The sequence below is a fragment of the Dactylosporangium sp. NPDC000521 genome (assembly GCF_042898305.1).
Classification (GTDB): domain Bacteria; phylum Actinomycetota; class Actinomycetes; order Mycobacteriales; family Micromonosporaceae; genus Dactylosporangium.
Window position 1 is genome coordinate 15,581 of sequence record NZ_JBIAYW010000011.1, and the last position, 17,606, is coordinate 33,186.

Annotated in this window: 16 protein-coding genes; 9 read left to right on the plus strand and 7 right to left on the minus strand. The window is 73.0% G+C overall.

Annotated elements, in window-relative coordinates; all coding sequences use genetic code 11:
* Positions 1-187: 187 nt before the first annotated feature.
* A complete protein-coding gene (locus tag ACFY3L_RS32420) occupies positions 188-1,549 on the minus strand; it encodes a pyridoxal phosphate-dependent decarboxylase family protein (protein ID WP_389332610.1) in 1,362 nt (453 codons plus the stop codon).
* A gap of 1,437 nt (positions 1,550-2,986) precedes the next feature.
* Between ACFY3L_RS32420 and ACFY3L_RS32425 the strand changes: the two genes are divergently transcribed.
* Both ACFY3L_RS32425 and ACFY3L_RS32430 read left to right on the plus strand, forming a co-directional pair.
* Complete coding sequence (locus tag ACFY3L_RS32425) at positions 2,987-3,574, plus strand: hypothetical protein (RefSeq protein WP_389332613.1); 588 nt, start codon at positions 2,987-2,989, stop codon at positions 3,572-3,574.
* A gap of 203 nt (positions 3,575-3,777) precedes the next feature.
* A complete protein-coding gene (locus ACFY3L_RS32430; protein WP_389332616.1) occupies positions 3,778-5,952 on the plus strand; it encodes a ricin-type beta-trefoil lectin domain protein in 2,175 nt (724 codons plus the stop codon).
* On the opposite strand, the gene ACFY3L_RS32435 is transcribed toward ACFY3L_RS32430, so the two are convergent.
* Positions 5,943-6,101, minus strand: a complete 159-nt coding sequence (locus tag ACFY3L_RS32435; RefSeq protein WP_389332619.1) for a hypothetical protein — start codon at positions 6,099-6,101, stop codon at positions 5,943-5,945. The genes ACFY3L_RS32430 and ACFY3L_RS32435 overlap by 10 nt on opposite strands.
* An 83-nt stretch (positions 6,102-6,184) precedes the next feature.
* Here ACFY3L_RS32435 and ACFY3L_RS32440 point away from each other — a divergent pair, with 83 nt between their 5' ends.
* Genes ACFY3L_RS32440 through ACFY3L_RS32450 form a run of 3 tightly spaced genes read left to right on the plus strand, consistent with a single transcriptional unit; the run spans position 6,185 to position 8,234 of the window.
* Entirely contained in the window at positions 6,185-6,916 is a 732-nt protein-coding gene (locus ACFY3L_RS32440; RefSeq protein ID WP_389332623.1) for a cobalt-precorrin-6A reductase, read from the plus strand.
* A gap of 13 nt (positions 6,917-6,929) precedes the next feature.
* A complete protein-coding gene (locus ACFY3L_RS32445) occupies positions 6,930-7,748 on the plus strand; it encodes a PHP domain-containing protein (protein ID WP_389332626.1) in 819 nt (272 codons plus the stop codon).
* Between the two features lie 9 nt (positions 7,749-7,757).
* Entirely contained in the window at positions 7,758-8,234 is a 477-nt protein-coding gene (locus tag ACFY3L_RS32450) for a hypothetical protein (RefSeq protein WP_389332629.1), read from the plus strand.
* Between the two features lie 129 nt (positions 8,235-8,363).
* Here ACFY3L_RS32450 and ACFY3L_RS32455 read toward each other — a convergent pair whose 3' ends face one another.
* The 3 genes from ACFY3L_RS32455 to ACFY3L_RS32465 all read right to left on the minus strand — a co-directional run bounded on the left by ACFY3L_RS32455 (position 8,364) and on the right by ACFY3L_RS32465 (position 11,581).
* A complete protein-coding gene (locus ACFY3L_RS32455) occupies positions 8,364-9,125 on the minus strand; it encodes a hypothetical protein (RefSeq protein ID WP_389332632.1) in 762 nt (253 codons plus the stop codon).
* Positions 9,126-9,225: 100 nt separating this feature from the next.
* Complete coding sequence (locus ACFY3L_RS32460; protein WP_389332635.1) at positions 9,226-10,470, minus strand: ROK family protein; 1,245 nt, start codon at positions 10,468-10,470, stop codon at positions 9,226-9,228.
* A 31-nt stretch (positions 10,471-10,501) separates the two neighbouring features.
* Positions 10,502-11,581, minus strand: a complete 1,080-nt coding sequence (locus ACFY3L_RS32465) for a hypothetical protein (protein ID WP_389332638.1) — start codon at positions 11,579-11,581, stop codon at positions 10,502-10,504.
* Between the two features lie 158 nt (positions 11,582-11,739).
* On the opposite strand from ACFY3L_RS32465, the gene ACFY3L_RS32470 reads away from it, so the two are divergent.
* A complete protein-coding gene (locus tag ACFY3L_RS32470) occupies positions 11,740-12,573 on the plus strand; it encodes a LamG-like jellyroll fold domain-containing protein (protein WP_389332640.1) in 834 nt (277 codons plus the stop codon).
* 17 nt (positions 12,574-12,590) lie between these two features.
* Here the strand turns inward: ACFY3L_RS32470 and ACFY3L_RS32475 are convergent, their stop codons facing one another.
* Positions 12,591-14,018, minus strand: a complete 1,428-nt coding sequence (locus ACFY3L_RS32475) for an MFS transporter (protein WP_389332643.1) — start codon at positions 14,016-14,018, stop codon at positions 12,591-12,593.
* A 105-nt stretch (positions 14,019-14,123) separates the two neighbouring features.
* On the opposite strand from ACFY3L_RS32475, the gene ACFY3L_RS32480 reads away from it, so the two are divergent.
* Together ACFY3L_RS32480 and ACFY3L_RS32485 are read left to right on the plus strand one after the other, a co-directional pair.
* Positions 14,124-14,684, plus strand: coding sequence for a TetR/AcrR family transcriptional regulator (locus ACFY3L_RS32480; protein ID WP_389332646.1), 561 nt, complete (start codon positions 14,124-14,126; stop codon positions 14,682-14,684).
* 383 nt (positions 14,685-15,067) lie between these two features.
* Positions 15,068-15,532, plus strand: a complete 465-nt coding sequence (locus tag ACFY3L_RS32485) for a hypothetical protein (RefSeq protein ID WP_389332649.1) — start codon at positions 15,068-15,070, stop codon at positions 15,530-15,532.
* Between the two features lie 91 nt (positions 15,533-15,623).
* Here the strand turns inward: ACFY3L_RS32485 and ACFY3L_RS32490 are convergent, their stop codons facing one another.
* Positions 15,624-16,379 (minus strand): AraC family transcriptional regulator, encoded by a 756-nt coding sequence (locus tag ACFY3L_RS32490; RefSeq protein ID WP_389332652.1) that lies wholly within the window; start codon positions 16,377-16,379, stop codon positions 15,624-15,626.
* Positions 16,380-16,433: 54 nt separating this feature from the next.
* On the opposite strand from ACFY3L_RS32490, the gene ACFY3L_RS32495 reads away from it, so the two are divergent.
* Positions 16,434-17,606 (plus strand): MFS transporter, encoded by a 1,173-nt coding sequence (locus ACFY3L_RS32495; RefSeq protein ID WP_389332655.1) that lies wholly within the window; start codon positions 16,434-16,436, stop codon positions 17,604-17,606.

The following is a 17,606-nucleotide window of genomic DNA, read 5'->3' on the forward strand; positions in this document are numbered from 1 at the left end:
GCGGCGGGTCCCGGCGGTGATGCTCACCCGCACCCCGATGCGCCGCTCCGCGGCGTGATGCGACTGCTGCGTGCGTCCTGACCCGGGGGTAGGCCGTGCCCTCCCCGGGTCGTGTGATCGAAGTTGTCGGGGTGGCCGTCTTCGTCCTTCGAGCATCATCGCGGCGGCCCGCGCCGGCGCCGCCTGGTCAGGAGGCGGCGAGGCGGAGGATCACCTCGGCGGCGCGGTCGATGTCCGACTCGTCGGTGGAGTGGTTGCTGACGGAGAAGCGCATGGCGGGCTGGCCCTGCCAGGTGGTGCCGCTGACCCAGCAGGTGCCCTCCTCGCGGACATGGTGGATGAGGGCCGGGGTCTGCGGGCCGAAGGTGAGCAGGACCTGGTTGAGGACGACCTCGTTGAGGACGGCGTCGCCCATGTGGGTGGCGAAGCGGGTGGCGAGCGCACAGGAGCGGTCGACGAGGGCCTCGACGCCGGTCCGGCCGAGGGTGCGCAGGGCCGCGTACACGGGGAAACCGCGCGCACGGCGGGAGAACTCCGGGTTGTGGTCGAGGGCGTCGCGTTCGTTGCCGCCCGCGTGGACGAGGTACGCGGCGCGGACCCCCATGGCGGCGCGGTGGGCCTGGGGGTGGGCGCAGAAGACGAGGCCGGAGTCGTAAGGGACGTTGAGCCACTTGTGGGCGTCGGTCGTCCAGGAGTCGGCCCGGTCGACGCCCGTCACGAGGTGCCGGTGGCGGGCGCTGGCCGCGGCCCACAGGCCGAAGGCGCCGTCGACGTGGACCCAGGCGCCGCGCGCGTGGGCCATGTCGCAGATGGCGGCGATCGGGTCGCACGCGCCGGTGTTGACGTTGCCCAGCTGGGCGCAGACGATGACCGGGCCGTCGATGTCGTCGAGCGCGGTGTGCAGCGCGTCCGGCCGCATGCGGCCCTGGTCGTCGACGCCCACCGGCACCAGCGCGGCGGTGCCGATGCCGAGGAACCGCAGCGCGCGGTCGATGGTCGAGTGCCGGTCGGCGCCGGCGACGACCGTGATGCGCGGGGCGCCGTGCAGGCCGCCGGTCTCGACGTCCCAGCCGACGCGGCGCAGGACCTCGTGACGGGCCGCGGCGAGCGCGGTCACGTGGCTCATCTGCGCGCCGGTGACGAAGCCGACCGAGGTGTGCCCCGGCAGGCCGAACAGGTCGCGGAGCCAGCCGCCGGCGACCTCCTCGACGATCGCGGCGGACGGGCCGGCGGTGTAGAGGCCCGCGTTCTGGTCCCAGGTGGCGGTGAGCCAGTCCGCGGCGAGCGCGGCCGGCGTCGCGCCGCCGATGACGAACCCGAAGAAGCGGCCGCTCGGCGACGCGACGATCCCGGCGTCGGCCGCGGCGGCGAGCCGGGCGATCACCTCACGCGCGTCGGTGCCCGCGTCGGGCAGCGGCCCGCCGAGCGCCGCCCGCAGCTCATCCGGGCCGGCGCTGCTGCCGACCGGGCGGGAGGGGAGGCCGGTCAGGAAGCGGGTCGCCTGTTCGTACGCCTCGGTGAGCGGGCCGTGCCAGTCGGGTTGCTCCATGCGTCCCATACTGTCCGGCCCGCCGGTCGAGAGCCAGAGAATGCGGAGGATCGTGCTGTGCCCGCAGACGTCGGCCGGGATTTTCTGTCGTACCCCTGTGCTTGAGTGTCGGTATGCCTCGACGACGCGCTGGTGACGCTGTCCGGGTGGTGCATCGCACCACCCGTGGGGACAGCTGGCGGGCTGAGGCCGATCAGCAGCGGTTCGGCCATCGCCGCGGCCGGCTCACCCCTCCGTCGGGGGCCGCCGGACCGCACACCGCGACGAGGAACCACACCACCGTCAGCCCGGTGAACGTTCCTGATCACAACGAGACTCGTCCTTCGATCACACCCACCAGCGGAGGGGATCGCCCCGGCGCTCAAACGTCGGGAATGGCTGCGAGCCGCACGCGCGAGCGGCATTCCGCTGCGATCACGGCCACCAGCGGACGGATCGGCCCGCGCCCGAACGCCGAAGCCGCCGCGGGAGGTACGCGCGAGCGGCATCCCGCCACACGCGCACACACGGACAGATCAGCCCGCGCCCGAACGCCGAAGCCGCCACGGGAGGTACACGCGAGCGGCATCCCGCCACACGCACACACACGGACAGATCAGCCCGCGCCCGAACACCGAAGCCGCCACGGGAGGTACACGCGAGCGGCATCCCGCCACACGCACACGCGGACGGATCGGCCCGCGCCCGAACACCGAAGTCACCGCGGAACACACGCAAGCGGCATCCCGCCACGCACACACACGGACAGATCAGCCCGCGCCCGAACACCGAAGCCGCCACGGAGGTACGCGCGAGCGGCATCCCGCCACACGCGCACATGCGGACGGATCGGCCCGCGCCCCGAACGCCGAAGCGGCCGCGGGACACACGCGCAAGCAGCACCCCGCGTCAATCACACACACCAGCAGACAGCTCGGCCCACTCTCGAACACCGAAGTCACCGCGGAACACACGCAAGCGGCATCCCGCCACACGCGCACACGGACAGATCAGCCCGTTCTCGAACGTCGAAGTCGCCGCGGGACACACGCGCAAGCAGCACCCCGCGTCAATCACACACACCAGCAGACAGCTCGGCCCGCTCCCGAACGTCGAAGCGGCCGCGGGACGCGCGCGCGAGCGGCATCCCGCCGCGCACGCGCAGGCGGTGCGCCGCGGAGCGGCGCATTGGGGTGCGGGTGAGAATCCCCGCCGGGACCCGCCGCGACAGCGGTGGGGCGGAAGCACAGCGGTCGGGTGAGAATCCCCGCCGGGACCCGCCGCGCCAGCGGTGGGGCGGAAGCGCAGTGCGGCACGACAGTGAGGTGGGACACGATGGTTGTCGGGTGGCATACATCCGGGATTCAACGGGGCGGTGGGGTGCGTAGGTTCATGGGCGTCGCAAGGAACGAACCCCAAACACCTTCCGTGCCACCACATATAAGGAATCGAATCCCCATGAAGCGTCTGCTGATCGCGTCCGTTGTCGCCGGTGCCACCCTGCTGCTGACCGCCGCCTGCGGGGGTGATGACAAGAAGGCCGACGACAAGAAGGCCGAGCCCGCCGCCGCTGCCTCGACGGCCGCCAGCGCCGCGCCCGCCGCGAGTGGGCAGCCGTCCGGGAGTGCCAGCGCGAAGGCGAGCGGTGCGGCCGGGAAGGGCCTGCAGTACCAGACGGTGGCGAAGCTGACCGGTGACCTGTTCACCAAGGACCCGCTGTGCCCGGTCGGCCAGTGGGACACGAACTCGACGGGCGTGCCCTCGAAGTACCGGTCCGCGGTGGCGAACTTCAAGCAGTTCGACTGCTACAAGAAGAAGGGCGACTTCATGCCGTCGCGCGGGCAGCAGGCGATCTTCGTGGAGTTCAAGGCGGCCAACGCGGCCAAGGCCTACGCGCAGGACGAGGCGAAGCTCTACCCGACGCTCATCGTGGGCAACACGGTCGTCGTGGCGGGCACGGGCCTGGAGAACACGGACATGAAGGCCTACCTGGAGGCCGTGAACGAGACGGTCGGCGGCGCGGGCGAGATCCTCGCGAAGGCCTGAGTTCGCAGGCCAACACCTTAATTCGGGTCGCGTATTGACTAGGGCACCGGGGCGGGAATAGCCTCCGATGGATCTGTAAGGCAACTTCACAGATCTCGGCCTCCGTCGTCACCCACCGGCGTCGGAGGGCGGCTCCCCGCCCGCCCCGGACCTACCCCCGACATGGGTCTCGGAGGCGGGCGAACCGCCCAGAAGGGACCCCCGTGACCCGCATCTCACGACGCAGGATCGGTCTCGCCATCGGCGCGACCGTCCTTGCCGTCACCGGCACCACCGTGGTCGCCATGACCACCGCCTCGGCCGCCGCCACCGGCCAGATCACCGGCTACGGCGGCAAATGCGTCGACGTCGCCGCCGCCAGCTCCGCCAACGGCACCCAGGTCCAGCTGTACACCTGCAACGGCACCGGCGCCCAGCAGTGGACCGTCGGTGACGACGGCACCATCCGCGCGCTCGGCAAGTGCCTCGACGTCAACGCCGCCAGCACCGCCAACGGCACGAAGATTCAGATCTGGGACTGCAACGGGACCGCCGCGCAGCAGTGGTCCAAGCAGAGCGACGGCACGCTGCGGTCGCTCGGCAAGTGCCTGGACGCGACCGGCCCCAGCTCCGCCGACGGGACCAAGCTGCAGCTGTGGGACTGCTTCGCGAGCGCCAACCAGCAGTGGACGCTCCCGGGAGGCACCACGAACCCGCCGACCAGCACGCCCCCGAACAACCCGAACAACCCCGACCTCGGCCCGAACGTGTCGGTGTTCGACCCGTCGATGTCGCAGGCGACGATCCAGAACCGGCTCAACACCGTGTTCAACCAGCAGGTGACGAACCAGTTCGGCAACGCCCGGTTCGCGCTGCTGTTCAAGCCCGGCACGTACAACGTCAACGCCAACGTCGGGTTCTTCACCCAGGTCGCCGGCCTCGGCCTGAGCCCGGACTCGGTGGTCATCAACGGCGCCGTGCACGCCGAGGCCGACTGGTGGCCGGACGGCTCGCAGAACGCGACGCAGAACTTCTGGCGCTCCGCGGAGAACCTGTCCGTCACCCCGACCGGCGGGCTCGACCGGTGGGCGGTGTCGCAGGCCGCGCCGTACCGGCGGATGCACGTGCGCGGGAACCTGGCGCTGTCCGACGGCGGCTGGTCCAGCGGCGGCTGGATCTCCGACAGCAAGATCGACGGCCAGATCCAGTCCGGCAGCCAGCAGCAGTGGATCACCCGCAACTCGCAGATCGGCAGCTGGTCCGGCTCGAACTGGAACCAGGTCTTCGTCGGTACCAGCGGCGCACCGGCCAACAGCTTCCCGAACCCGCCCTACACCACGGTCGGCGCCGCGCCGGTCGTGCGGGAGAAGCCGTTCCTGTACGTCGACGGCGCCGGCGCCTACCAGGTGTTCGTGCCGTCGCTGCGGACCAACGCCAGCGGCAACAGCTGGTCCAGCGGCAGCACCGCGGGCTCCAGCCTGCCGATCAGCCAGTTCTACATCGTGAAGGCCGGCGCGACCGCCGCGTCCATCAACGCGGCCCTGGCCGCCGGGCAGAACCTGCTGTTCACGCCCGGCGTGTACAACGTCGACGACACGATCCGGATCACCCGCGCGAACACGGTCGTGCTCGGCCTCGGCCTGGCCACGATCGTGCCGCAGAACGGCGTCACCGCGATGACCGTCGCCGACGTCGACGGCGTGAAGGTCGCCGGCATCCTCTTCGACGCCGGCACCACCAACTCGCAGGTCCTCATGGAGGTCGGCCCGAACGGCTCGGCCGCCGACCACGCGGCGAACCCGACGTCGCTGCACGACGTGTTCTTCCGCGTCGGCGGCTCGATCGCCGGCAAGGCGACCGTCAGCCTGCGGGTCAACAGCAACAACGTGATCGGCGACCACATGTGGATCTGGCGCGCCGACCACGGCAACGGCGGCACCGTCGGCTGGAACATCAACACCGGCGCGAACGGCCTCGTCGTCAACGGCAACAACGTCACCATGTACGGCCTGTTCGTCGAGCACTACCAGCAGTACCAGACGATCTGGAACGGCAACGGCGGCCGGACGTACTTCTACCAGAACGAGATCCCGTACGACGTGCCGAACCAGGCCGGCTGGTCCAGCGGCGGCGGGGCGCAGGGCTGGGCCGCGTACAAGGTCGGCGCGAACGTCACCAGCCACGAGGCGTGGGGGCTGGGCAGCTACTGCTACTTCAGCACCAACCCGAGCGTCGTGCTGGGCCACTCGTTCGAGGTCCCGCAGACCGCGGGCGTGAAGTTCCACAACATGGTCACCGTCTCCCTCGGTGGGACCGGCACCATCGCGCACATCATCAACAACACGGGCGGTCCGTCGAACTCCTCGACGAACGTCGCGAACTGGGTCAACTACCCGTAACCGCTGCCGAGCAGACCGGCGACGCTGTTCGTCGCCGGTCTGCTCGCGGTCTGCGCCGCGGCCCAGGTCGCGGTGGTCCTGGCGCCCACGGCCGGCACGATCGCGACCGTGGGCGCCCTCACCACGCTGCTCGCCCTCGCCACGAACATCCGGCTCTTCTCGCGAAGGCGGCCGGGAAGGGACGCGTCGAGCTGCACGCCGCCGCGTGACGACCCATGACATCCTTGCCCCCGTGCGCACTGTGCTCATCCTCGGCGGGACCGGTGAGGCGAGACGGCTCGCGGAGGCGCTGACCGGCGGCTCCCGGGTGATCAGCTCCCTCGCCGGGCGGGTCGCGGACCCTTCCCTGCCGCCCGGCGAGGTCCGCGTCGGCGGGTTCGGCGGCCCCGCGGGGCTGGCCTCCTACGTGCGGGCCGAGGCGGTCGACGTGGTCGTCGACGCGACCCACCCGTTCGCGGCGGGGATCAGCGCGTCGGCGGCGGCGGCGGGTGTACCGCTGGTGGTGCTGCGCCGCCCGGGGTGGGTCGCCGGCGACGGCGACGAGTGGCACCGGGTGCCGTCCCTCGACGCCGCGGCGGCGTACATCGCGGCGTCCCCCTACGAGCGGGTGTTCCTCACCACCGGCAGGCAGGGGCTCGGCGCGTTCGCCTCCCTGGAGGACCGCTGGTTCCTCGTGCGCAGCGTCGACCCGGTGGCGCCGCCGCACCCGCCGCGGCTGGAGTCGATCCTCGACCGGGGGCCGTTCACCGTCGGCGGGGAGACGGCGCTGCTCACCTCGTACGACATCCAGCTCCTCGTGACGAAGGACAGCGGCGGGTCGATGACGGCCGCGAAGCTGGCGGCGGCCCGCTCGCTGCGGCTGCCGGTGCTCATGGTCGACCGGCCCCCCGTCACGCCCGGCGTGCCCGTGGTGGCGAGCGTCACCGACGCCCTCACACACCTGCGGGGCCTCGGCATCTCCTGACACGATCACCGGCATGCTCCCCGCGGACCTGCACACGCACACCGAGTTCTCCTGGGACACCGCGACCGGCGACATGGAGGGCTCGTGCGCGCGGGCCGTGGAGCTCGGGCTGCCGGCGATCGCGTTCACCGAGCACACCGACTTCATCGTCTGGGACGTCGACGCCGTCCCGGGGCGCCAGTTCTCGCACATGGCCGACGACAGGAACCTCGCCCCGCCGCCGCTGGACGTGTCCGGCTACCTGGCGGCGATCGACCGCTGCCGGTCGAAGTTCCCGACGCTGAAGATCATCACCGGGGTCGAGCTGGGCGAGCCGCACTGGTTCCCGGCGCAGGCGGCCTCGCTGCTGGCCTCGGCGCCGTTCGAGCGGGTCATCGGCTCGCTGCACTCGCTGCGGGTGGACGGCCGGTTCCGCCTCGTCGAGGACGAGTACCCGCTGCGGGGCGTCGCGGACGTGCTGCGCGACTACTTCGCCGAGGCGATCCGCATGATCGAGTCGGGCCCGCCGTTCTCGGCCCTGACCCACCTCGACTACCCGGTCCGCTACCTGCCGCCCGGCGTCACGTTCACGATCGCGGACTTCGAGGAGGAGATCCGGGCGGTGCTGCGCGCCCTCGCCGGCACCGGCCGTGCCCTGGAGGTCAACACCCGCCGCGGCCCGGAGCCCGAGTTCGTCACCTGGTGGCGCGACTGCGGCGGGCGCGTCGTGTGCTTCGGCAGCGACGCGCACCGGCCCGACCTGGTCGCGACCGGCTTCGCCGAGGCGGCCGCGATGGTGGAGGCCGCCGGCTTCCGCCCGGGCCGCCACCCGCACGACCACTGGCTGCTCTAGGGTCTGCGGATGGGTTGGAACACGTCGGCGCTGTTCGTGCGGGGCGTCCCGGCGGCGGACGCTGTCAAGCTGCTCGGGTCCCCCGCGGTCGCGGAAGGCGCCCCGGTCCCCGTCGACGAGGCCACGAGCGGGCTCGCCGGAGGGGTGCTGTTCGCCGCGGAGACGGGCGGCTGGGCGCAGGTGTGGGACCCGTCGATGACGCTCGCCCCGGCGTGCGACCCGCCCGGCGACGCGCTGAGCGTCATGTTCTCCAGCGTCGCCAGCACCTACGCGTACACGCTGTCCAGCGGCGGCGAGGTCGTGCGGCAGCTCGTCCACGCCGACGGGGAGGCGGTGGTCGACGTGGGCGAGCCGCTGCCCGTGGAGGCGACCGTGGAGATCCCGTCCTGGGGCCCCGACGAGGACTTCCTGTGGGCCGTCATCGAGGCCGTGACCGGCACCGGCTACCCGTCGTCGCTGGAGTTCCAGCCGTACCGGCTCGGCTGAGGCCTCCGTCGGCCCGCCGGCCGGGCTCGGCGTCCTGCGGCAGCAGACGGCCGGCGTCAATCCTGTACCGGCACACGAAGCCACGCCCACACGCCCTCCGGGTCGGCCGCAGGAGGCATGGCCTTGACGTCAAGGGCGTGCGGGTTGCGAGGCTGGGGTGGTCGTCTGGTGGCGGCGGGACACGAGGTGCTGGGTGGCGGCGATCGCGGGGTACAGGAGGACGGCGAGCGGGAAGGCCAGCAGGGTCCAGTCGTCGAGGGCGTCGAGGGCGTCGGTGGTGGAGACGACGAGGAACAGGGCCGAGCCGAGCAGGGTGCCGCCGAGGGCGACGGTCGTGCCGCGGCGGCGGGGGCCGGGGCGGGGTGGGCCGGCGTGGCGGTCCAGGGCGGCGGCGAGGGCGGCGGCGCCGAGGAGGGCCGGGGCGGCGAAGAAGAGCGCGGGAAGAGCGCCGAGGAAGACGTACAGCGCCAGGCCCGGGACGGTCACGACGACGGTGAGGGCGGCGCCGAGCAGCAGGGCGAGCCACAGGTGCAGGCGGCGGCTGCCGGGCGGGGGCGGGGCGGGGACGGCGTCGCGGCGCAGCCAGGTCGTGGCGAGGAGTGCGGCGCCGGCCAGTACCGCCGCGGCCGACACGGCCAGGAGGACGGTGCCGGTCAGGGTGGTGGTCGAGGAGAGGTATTCGAAGGTCTGTCCGTCGTCGCGGACGCAGGTGACCTGGGGCGGGAAGGAACGCTCGACGGCCGTGAACGTGCGGGTCTCGTCGAAGCGGTAGTGGCACGAGCGCGCCGGGTCGAACTTGGACGGGCCGACGGCCCAGAGGGTGAGGGTGGTGCCGAGTCCGAGCAGGGCGCCCGTGCCGGTGAGCGCCCATCCGCCTGCCAAGGTCTTCATGCGGGACATGATGGCAAGGGACCGCGACGCGAACTGTATCGATCTTCGCAGGTCGCGACACGACTTTCCGCAAACGGCGGTCAGAATTGCGACACGGGGCTCAGGGGCGGGACGCGCGGCGCAGCAGCTCGGCCATCGGCAGGGTCGCCGCGCCGAACGCGACGGCGTCGGGGCCGAGCTCGCACAGCTCGATCGACACCTGGCCGAACGGGTGCTCCAGGGCCTGCTCCCCCGCCGCCGCGCGGATCTGCGGCAGGAAACGGGCGCCGAGGGCGAGGCCGGCCCAGCCGCCGAGGACGACGCGCTCGGGGTTAAACAGGTTGACCAGGTTGCCGATGCCGGCGCCGAGCATGCCGGCGGTCTCGGCGAGGATGTCCTCGGCCTCGGGCGTGCCGGCCGCGATGAGGGCGGCGACGTCGGCGAGCTCGTCGGCGCTGCGGACCAGGCCGGGGTTGACCTGCTGGTACCGGTCGAGGATGCCCTCCGCGCCGACATAGGCCTCCAGGCAGCCGCGGGCACCGCACCGGCACTGCCGGCCGCCGTAGACGACCGTGGTGTGGCCCCACTCGCCGGCGCTGCTGCTCGCGCCGCGGTAGAGGGTGCCGTTGGTGATGACGGCGGCGCCGACGCCGGAGCCGACGAGGACGATGACGGCGTTGGCGGCGCCGCGACCCGCGCCGAACCACATCTCGGCCTGGCCGAGGGACTTCGCGCCGTTCTCGATGAAGAGCGGCGCGGTGACGCCGCCGTCGCGCAGCAGCCCGTCGAGGGACGTGCCGCGCCATCCGATGGTCGGGGCGTGCACCCGGACCGGGTCGGACTGCTCGACGGTGCCGGGCACGCCGATGCCGACGCCGATGACGTCGGCGGGGTCGGTGTCGCCGAGGACCTCGCGGATGCCGGCGAGCAGCTGCCCGGCGACGGCCTCCGGAGCGGGCCGCGACGACGGCAGCGGCTCGTCGACGGTCGCGAGGCGGGTCATGGACAGGTCGAACAGCTCGACCTTGACGCCGGTCTCGCCGACGTCGGCGCCGACGAGCCGGCCGAAGTCGGGGTTGACGCGCAGCAGCACGCGCGGGCGGCCGCCGTCGGACTCGATCTGGCCGGCCTCGACGATGAGGTGCTCCTGGAGCAGCTCGCCGGTGACGCTGCTGGCGGTCGCGGCGCTCAGGCCGGTGATGCGGCTCAGGTCGTGGCGGCTCAGCGGCCCCCGGAAGAACAGCTCCGACAGCAGCGTTGACCGGTTGCGCCGACGCATGTCACGGGTCGTGGCCCGCTCGACCTCGATGCGCACCACCGCCGCGTGCCCCTCCCCCGACTGCTGCTTGTCGGTGAATCGTGTCATGTGAGCGCTCCAGCGTCGACACCGTGGGTGCTCATCGTCGCCTGGCGCGTCGTGCTACGGCCGCGACCAGCATCAACGCGACCACCGTGAAGGCGCCCAGCAGCAGCGGGGCGCGGGCGGACCGCTTCGGCTCCGGTGCCGTCCGGGTCTGCGCCTGAGCCTGCGCCTGGGCCGGCGGGGATGGTGCGGCACTGGTCGGCGGGGTGGCTTTCAGGCCGCTCGGATACCGGAGGATCACGGCCGGACCGTCCTGGTCGGAGACGGTCAGCAGGCTCGCGCCGTCGGCGGTGTAGGCGATCGCCTCCCCCTGCGGCTCGTCGGGCAGGGCGGTGACGGTGGCCTTGCCGGAGGTGATCGCCGCGGCGACGTCGCCGCCCTTGACCTCGAACTCGTAGGCGTCGGCGTAGGTGCGCACCACCGCCTTGGTGCCGTCGGCGGACACTGCGGCGCCGGTGACCCAGGCGATGCCGAGGAACCCGAGCGGGTTGGACGTGCCGGTGCGCTGCGGCTCGAACGCGCCGACCCTGGTGAGCTTCGCGCCGGCGGTGTTGTCGGTCGGCAGCGGCGTGTCGAGGCGGAACACCTCGCCGTTGGGGTCCTTGGTGACGATCACCGGCCGGCCCTTCCCGTCGATGAGCAGCGCCTCGGCGTCGCGGGGCACCCCGTCCGGATACACCAGGCGGTGGATCTTCAGCTCCTTCGAGCCGGCGGCCATGGTCCACAGCGCGATCGTGCTGCGGCGGGTGCCGGAGCCGCCGGTCATGGGGCCGTTGTCGCCGATGTCGGCGATCCACAGCGTGCCCTTCCTGTCGACGGCGAGGTCTTCGGGGTCCCGGGCGGTCGTGGGGTACTGGACGCTGCCGGTCACCCGGCACGCCTTGTCGAGCGTGAAGACGCGGGTCTTGGCCGGGTCGGGGTTGCTGTCGTTCTCCACGAGGTAGCCGGTGGGGGTGACCGCGAGCCCGGACACCTCGGTCACGCCCGGGTCGGTGATCCGGCACATCTCGGTGGGCGCCGCAGGCGCCCGTGCCGGCAAGGGCGCCTGCGGAGCCCGCGCCGGCACGGCGGCGTGACCGGTGGAGGGCATCAGCACGATCAGCACAGCAACCACCGCCGCCCACCGCATGGTTCAAGCTTCCCAGAACCGCGCGGATCATGTCCGGGCATCCAGTTTGGGTGACCGTGCGTCAACCGTTCGGTTACGGAATGCGGCCGACACGTTGGGGGAAATGCTCGAAGGTTACGGCGTCAATATGACACATTTCGGGCATGAAGACATGGGGGAACACGTATGGCGGACGGATGAGCGTCATCCGGCCGGCGGCGCTGGCGGCCGCGGCGCTCGGCACAGCACTCTGCACGCTCGGCGGGGCCGGCCCCGCGTCCGCCGCCCCGGGCCGGCCCGCGCCCGAGCCGGCCGCCACCGCCGCCGAAGCGGCCGCGCCGGTCATCGTCGCCCGGTACAGCTTCGACACCGCCAGCAAGGGGGCCGGCGGCGCCACCGTCGTGGACGACTCCGGGCACGGACACACGCTCACCTCGTCGGCCGGTCACGGTGGCAAGGTCCGCCTCACGGCGCTGCCCGGGAAGCTGACCACCGGCCTGGCGGCGGACTTCCCGTCCCGGTGCGCCGGCAAGAGGTGCCCGCACGCGGTGCTGCAGACGCCCGACTCGCCGGAGCTGAACCCCGGCACCGGCCCGATCCGCTACGGCGCGACCGTGCGCCTGCCGAAGAAGGAGGCCGGCTCCGGCCAGAACATCCTGCAGAAGGGCTACTCGGCGTCCGGCACGCAGTACAAGCTGCAGATCGACGGCGCGGCGGGCAGGCCGAGCTGTGTGTTCGCCGACGCGGCCGGGCCCGCGATCCACGTGGCGCTGTCGGACGTGTCGGTGTCCGACGGCGCCTGGCACCGCCTGGAGTGCCGCCGCGAGGGCACATCCCTGACCCTGCTCGTCGACGACGTGGTCCGCGGCTCGGCGACCCTGCCGGCGACGCTGTCGGTCGTCAACACCGTGCCGCTCAGCATCGGCGGCAAGGGCAACGGCAAGGACAACGACCAGTTCCACGGCACGCTCGACGACGTCTGGATCGCCCGCGGCTGAACCGCTCCCCCGGTCCCTCAGGCCTTCCGGGCCCGGGGGACCAGGGTCGCGATCACCGCGGCGGTGGCGAGCATCGCGGTCAGCACCGCGAAGGCGTACGTGTAGCCCGTCTCCAGCGGCAGGCCCGCGGGCGTCTCGTGGGCCGTGATCACGGCGCTGGCCACGGCCGCGCCGACGGAGCCGCCGATGGTGCGGATGTTGGCGTTCATGCCGCTGGCCACGGCCGTCTGCCCGGCGGGGACCGTCGCCACGATGAGGTTGACCATCGCCGTGAACGTCAGCCCGAGCCCCACCCCGAACGCTCCCGTCGCGACGGCGACCTGCCAGTACGCGTCGTGGAACAGCGTCAGCCCCGCGCACGACACCGCCGCGGTCGCGGTGCCGATCAGCAGCTGGACCTTCGACGACACGAATGCGGTCAGCGGGCCGCTCACGGACCCGGCGACCGCCATCGTGACCAGCATCGGCAGCATGGCGAGGCCCGCCCCGGTGACCGTGGTGCCGAACCCGTAACCGGTCGACCGCGGCGTCTGCAGGAACTGGGGCAGGAACGCGTAGGTCGCGAACATCCCGGCACCGAACAGCAGCGACACCAGGTTCGTCGTCCACACCGCGGGCAGCCGCATCATCTGCATGTCGATCAGCGGCTCGGCCGAGCGCAGCTCCACCAGTACCCATGCGGCGGCGAGGGCGAGGGCGAGCAGCAGCGGTCCGACGACCCGCGCGGAGGTCCACCCCCACGCCGGGGCCTTGCTCAGCGGCAGGATCAGGGCGACCAGCCACGCGGACAGCAGCACCCCGGCCGGCCAGTTGATCCGGCCCCGGCCTCGCTCCCGGCCGTGGACCGGCGACTCACGCACGAACCGCAGCGTCAGCAGCGCGGTGCCCGCCACGACGACGGCGGGGATCCAGAACAGCGCCCGCCAGTCCAGCGCGCCGGCGACCGGGCCGGCGAGGACCACGCCGAGGCCGCCGCCGACGGCGATCACCGCGGACAGCCCGCCGATCGCGGACGGGACCCTGGCCGGCGGCAGCTCGTCGCGGAGGATGCCGAACGAGATCGGGAACACCGCCCCGCCGAGGCCCTGCACGACCCGCCCGACGATCAGGACGCCGACGCTGGGCGCCGCGGCGGCTATCAGGCACCCGGCCGCGATGGCGGCGAGCGCGACGAGGAGGGTGCGGCGCTTGCCGTACATGTCGCCGATGCGGCCCATGATCGGCGTCGCCACGGCGGCCGACAGCAGCCACGCGGTGAGCACCCAGGTGACCGTGCCCTGGCTGGTGTGCAGGTCGTGCTGGATCTTCGGCAGCACCGGCGTGACCAGCGACTGCAGCAGGGAGAACGACGCGGCCGCGGTGGCCAGCGCGACGAAGAGGAACCGGCTCGCCCGCGGCGGCGCGGTGGCGAGCGGCGACGGGCTGAGGGTGAGTGCGCGTGTCATCGGTGTTTCCCCCGGACGCGGTACAGTAGTGGAGGTACGCCTCCACATTAGCGGAGGGGTGCCTCCGCTTCTACCTGATTCCACTTTGCGTGCTGGAGATCACCCATGTCGGCCGAGTCCCCCGTCGCCGTCCGGCGCCCGCAGCGCGCCGACGCCCGGCGCAACTTCGACGCGCTCCTCGCCGCGGCCCGTGACGCGTTCGCCGAGCACGGCACCGACGCGTCCCTGGAGGACATCGCCCGGCGCGCCGGCGTCGGGATCGGGACGCTGTACCGCAACTTCCCCACCCGCCAGGACCTCTTCGAGACCGTCTACATCGGCGAGATCGAGCAGCTGTGCCAGACCGCCGACGACGTCGCCGGCCTCCCGCCGTGGGAGGCGCTGGAGTCCTGGCTGCACAGGTTCGTGGCGTACGCGGCGACGAAGCGCGCCATCTACGAGGCCCTCAACCGTGACTCGGCGATGTTCCGCAGCTGCCGCGAGGAGATCTACCGCGTCGGCGAGCCCCTGATGGCCCGCGCCCAGTCCGCCGGCGCCGTCCGGCCCGACGTCACGTTCGACGACACCGTCCGCATGCTCAGCGGCCTCACCTCGGCCGGCTTCCGCGACGACACCCAGCGCGACCGGGTGCTGCGGATCGCCCTGGACGGCCTGCGCACCCGCTGACCGGGCCCGGCCTCGGCGGCGCAGCAGCGGGCCGGGGAGGTCCGGGTCGTCCAGGTGGGCCGCCAGGTGCAGCAGCGTGCGGCCCCGGTCGTCGCGGACGTGCGGGTCGACGCCCGCGTCCAGCAACGCGGTCACCCCTTCCGCGGCGCCGTGCGGCGCCCGCCGCATCAGCTCGCGGCGCGGCTCCCGCGACCGCCGCGGAAGCCGGCCCGCGCCGGTGCGGGTCAGCCGGAGACGAGCATCTCACCGGCCTCAGGTACGGCTACCAGTACGACTTCCGGAAGCTCATGCGCATCGACGCCTGACATCCCCCGACTGTCCACTGTAGATGTCCGCAAGCCGACAACCACGCGGCCCTCGGAGACGACAGGATTCCGCGTGTGATGACACGAGCGTTGCTCCCGATCGCCGTCGCGGCGATCGCCCTCACCGGCTGCTCCTCGGAGGACCCGGCCGGCACCACCGCGGCACCCGCCGCCACCACCGGCACCGCTCCCGCCGCCGGCACCTCCAGCGCGGCGGCACCGTCCAGCGCGGCACCGGCCGCATCCAGCGCGACGGCGGCCGGCGGGGGCTGCCCCGTCGACGCGGCCACGCTGCAGAAGGCGTTCCAGGCCAACGCCGAGGTCGCCGGGGCGATCATCCTCGGCAAGGGCTTCAAGGACATCAGCTGCTACCAGGGGTACGCGACGGCCCTGACGCAGCCGGAGGCGATGGACACCGCCGTCGTCGTGTTCAAGTACGACGGCACGAACAAGGTCTGGAAGGCGCTCATCGGCGGCACCGACAACGTCTGCGAGGACACGGTGCCGGCGTCGATCCGCCCGAAGCTCAAGCACTGCACCTGATTCCATTCCGGGACAGGCATTCGGGGCAGGCATCCGGACAGGCACAGAACGGGCCGGCCGCGCCTCAGCCGGCCCGTTCGCGGGCCGCGCCTCAGCCGGCCCGTTCGCGGGCCGCGTAGACGCCCGGGGTCTGGCCGGTCGCGCGGCGGAACGTGTCGACGAAGCTGCTCGGCGTCGCGAACCCGCACCGGTGCGCGACCGCTGTGACCGGCAGGCCGCCCGCGAGCAGGATCATCGCGTGGTACACGCGGACGTTGGTGCGCCACTGCGGGTACGTCATCCCGAACTCGGCACGGAACAGCCGGGCCAGCGTCCGCTCGCTCGCGCCGGCCTCCCGGGCCAGGGACGCCAGGGTCCGCGGCTCGTCGAGACGGTCCGCGGCGGCCGCGCACGCCGCGGCGAGCCTCCCGTCGCGGGCGGTGGGCAGCGCGACCGGCTCCTGCGGCGCGCGGTGCAGCCGGTCCCGGATCACCGCCCTCAGCCGCGTCTCCTCGTCGTCCGGCAGTTCCGCGTCGGTACAGGCGACGAGCAGCTCTCGAAGCAGCGGCCCGACCGCGACGACGGTCGGCGCGCCGGCTGGCAGCGGCGGGTCCTCCTCGTCGGCGAACCCGACGGTGTGGAACGCGCTCGCGCCGTGGAACCGGTGCTCGTGCCAGCAGCCGGCCGGGATCCACACCGCCCGGTCCGCCGCCGCGACCCACCCGCCGGCCTCCGTCTGCACGGCGATGACCCCGCGGCTCACGTACACCAGCTGATGCTGATCGTGGCGGTGCCGGTCGATGTGCGTGCCGGAGCCGTGCTCGGTGGCTGTCGTCGGCGCGACCGGCATGTGGCGGATGTTCGACATCGATCGGCAGAATACCGGAAGCCCGCACCGTACACCCGCTGCGATCTTGAACGGGTGACTGTTGCTACTGCTGCCACCGCGATCCCCTCCCCGTGGCGGCGCATGCGGGTGTGGGCGGCGGCGCACGCCGTCGACGACTTCTACCAGGGGCTGGTGCCGGCCGCGGTGCCGTACTTCGTCCTCGACCGCCACTACGGCTACGTCGCCGCCGCGGGGCTCGCCATGGCCGCCGCGCTCGGCAGCTCCCTGCCGCAGCTCGTCTTCGGCGTGCTCGCCGACCGGCGCCGCCTGCCGTGGATGTCGCCGGTGGGGGTGGCCCTGGCCGGCACCGGCGCGGGCCTCGCCGGGGTGGCGCCGTCGTACCCCATGGTCTGGACCCTCCTGCTGCTGTCCGGGCTCGGCGTGGCGATGTTCCACCCGGCGGCGGGGCGCGACGCGCGGCTCGCGGCGGGGTCGAGCGCCACCGCGATGAGCTACTTCGCCGCGGGCGGCAGCGTCGGCTTCTTCGTCGCCCCCGCCCTGGCGACCCCGGCCCTGGACGCGTGGGGCGTCGGCGCCACCGCCCTGTTCATCCCGCCGGCCGTGCTCATGGGCTTCGTCCTGCTCCGCCACCAGCGCCGCGCCACTGGCCAGGCCGCCGCCCGGGCGGCGGCGACGGGCCGGGACCGGCCCGCGCAGTTCGCCGTGCTGGCGTCGGTGGAGATCGTCCGCTCGGCGGTGTCGTTCGGCGTCAACACGTTCGTCGCCCTCTACTGGATCAACACCCTCGGCGCCTCCCCCGCCCTCGGCGGCACCGCCCTGGCCCTGCAGCTCGGCGGCGGCGTCCTCGGCACCCTCGCCGGCGGCCGCATCGCCGACCGGATCGGCCTCGTGCGCACCGTACGCCTGGGGAACCTGCTGCTCGGCCCGGCGATCGCCGGCATGCTCCTGTGCCCGTCGCCCTACCTGGCGCTACCGCTGGTGCTGCTCGTCGGCCTGGTCACCAACATCCCGTTCGCCGTGCTGGTCAAGCTGGGCCAGGACTACCTGCCGACCCGCCCGGGCACCGCCGCCGGCGTCACCCTCGGCCTGGCCGTCAGCGCGGGCGGCCTGGCGATGCCGCTGCTCGGCCTGATCGCCGACCACCACGGCCCTCGCGGCGCCTTCATCGCCCTCGCCGTCGTGCCCCTGCTGGCCGTCGCCCTGTCCGCCGCGCTCCGCGAACCGGCGCACCCGGAGGTGCCGTAG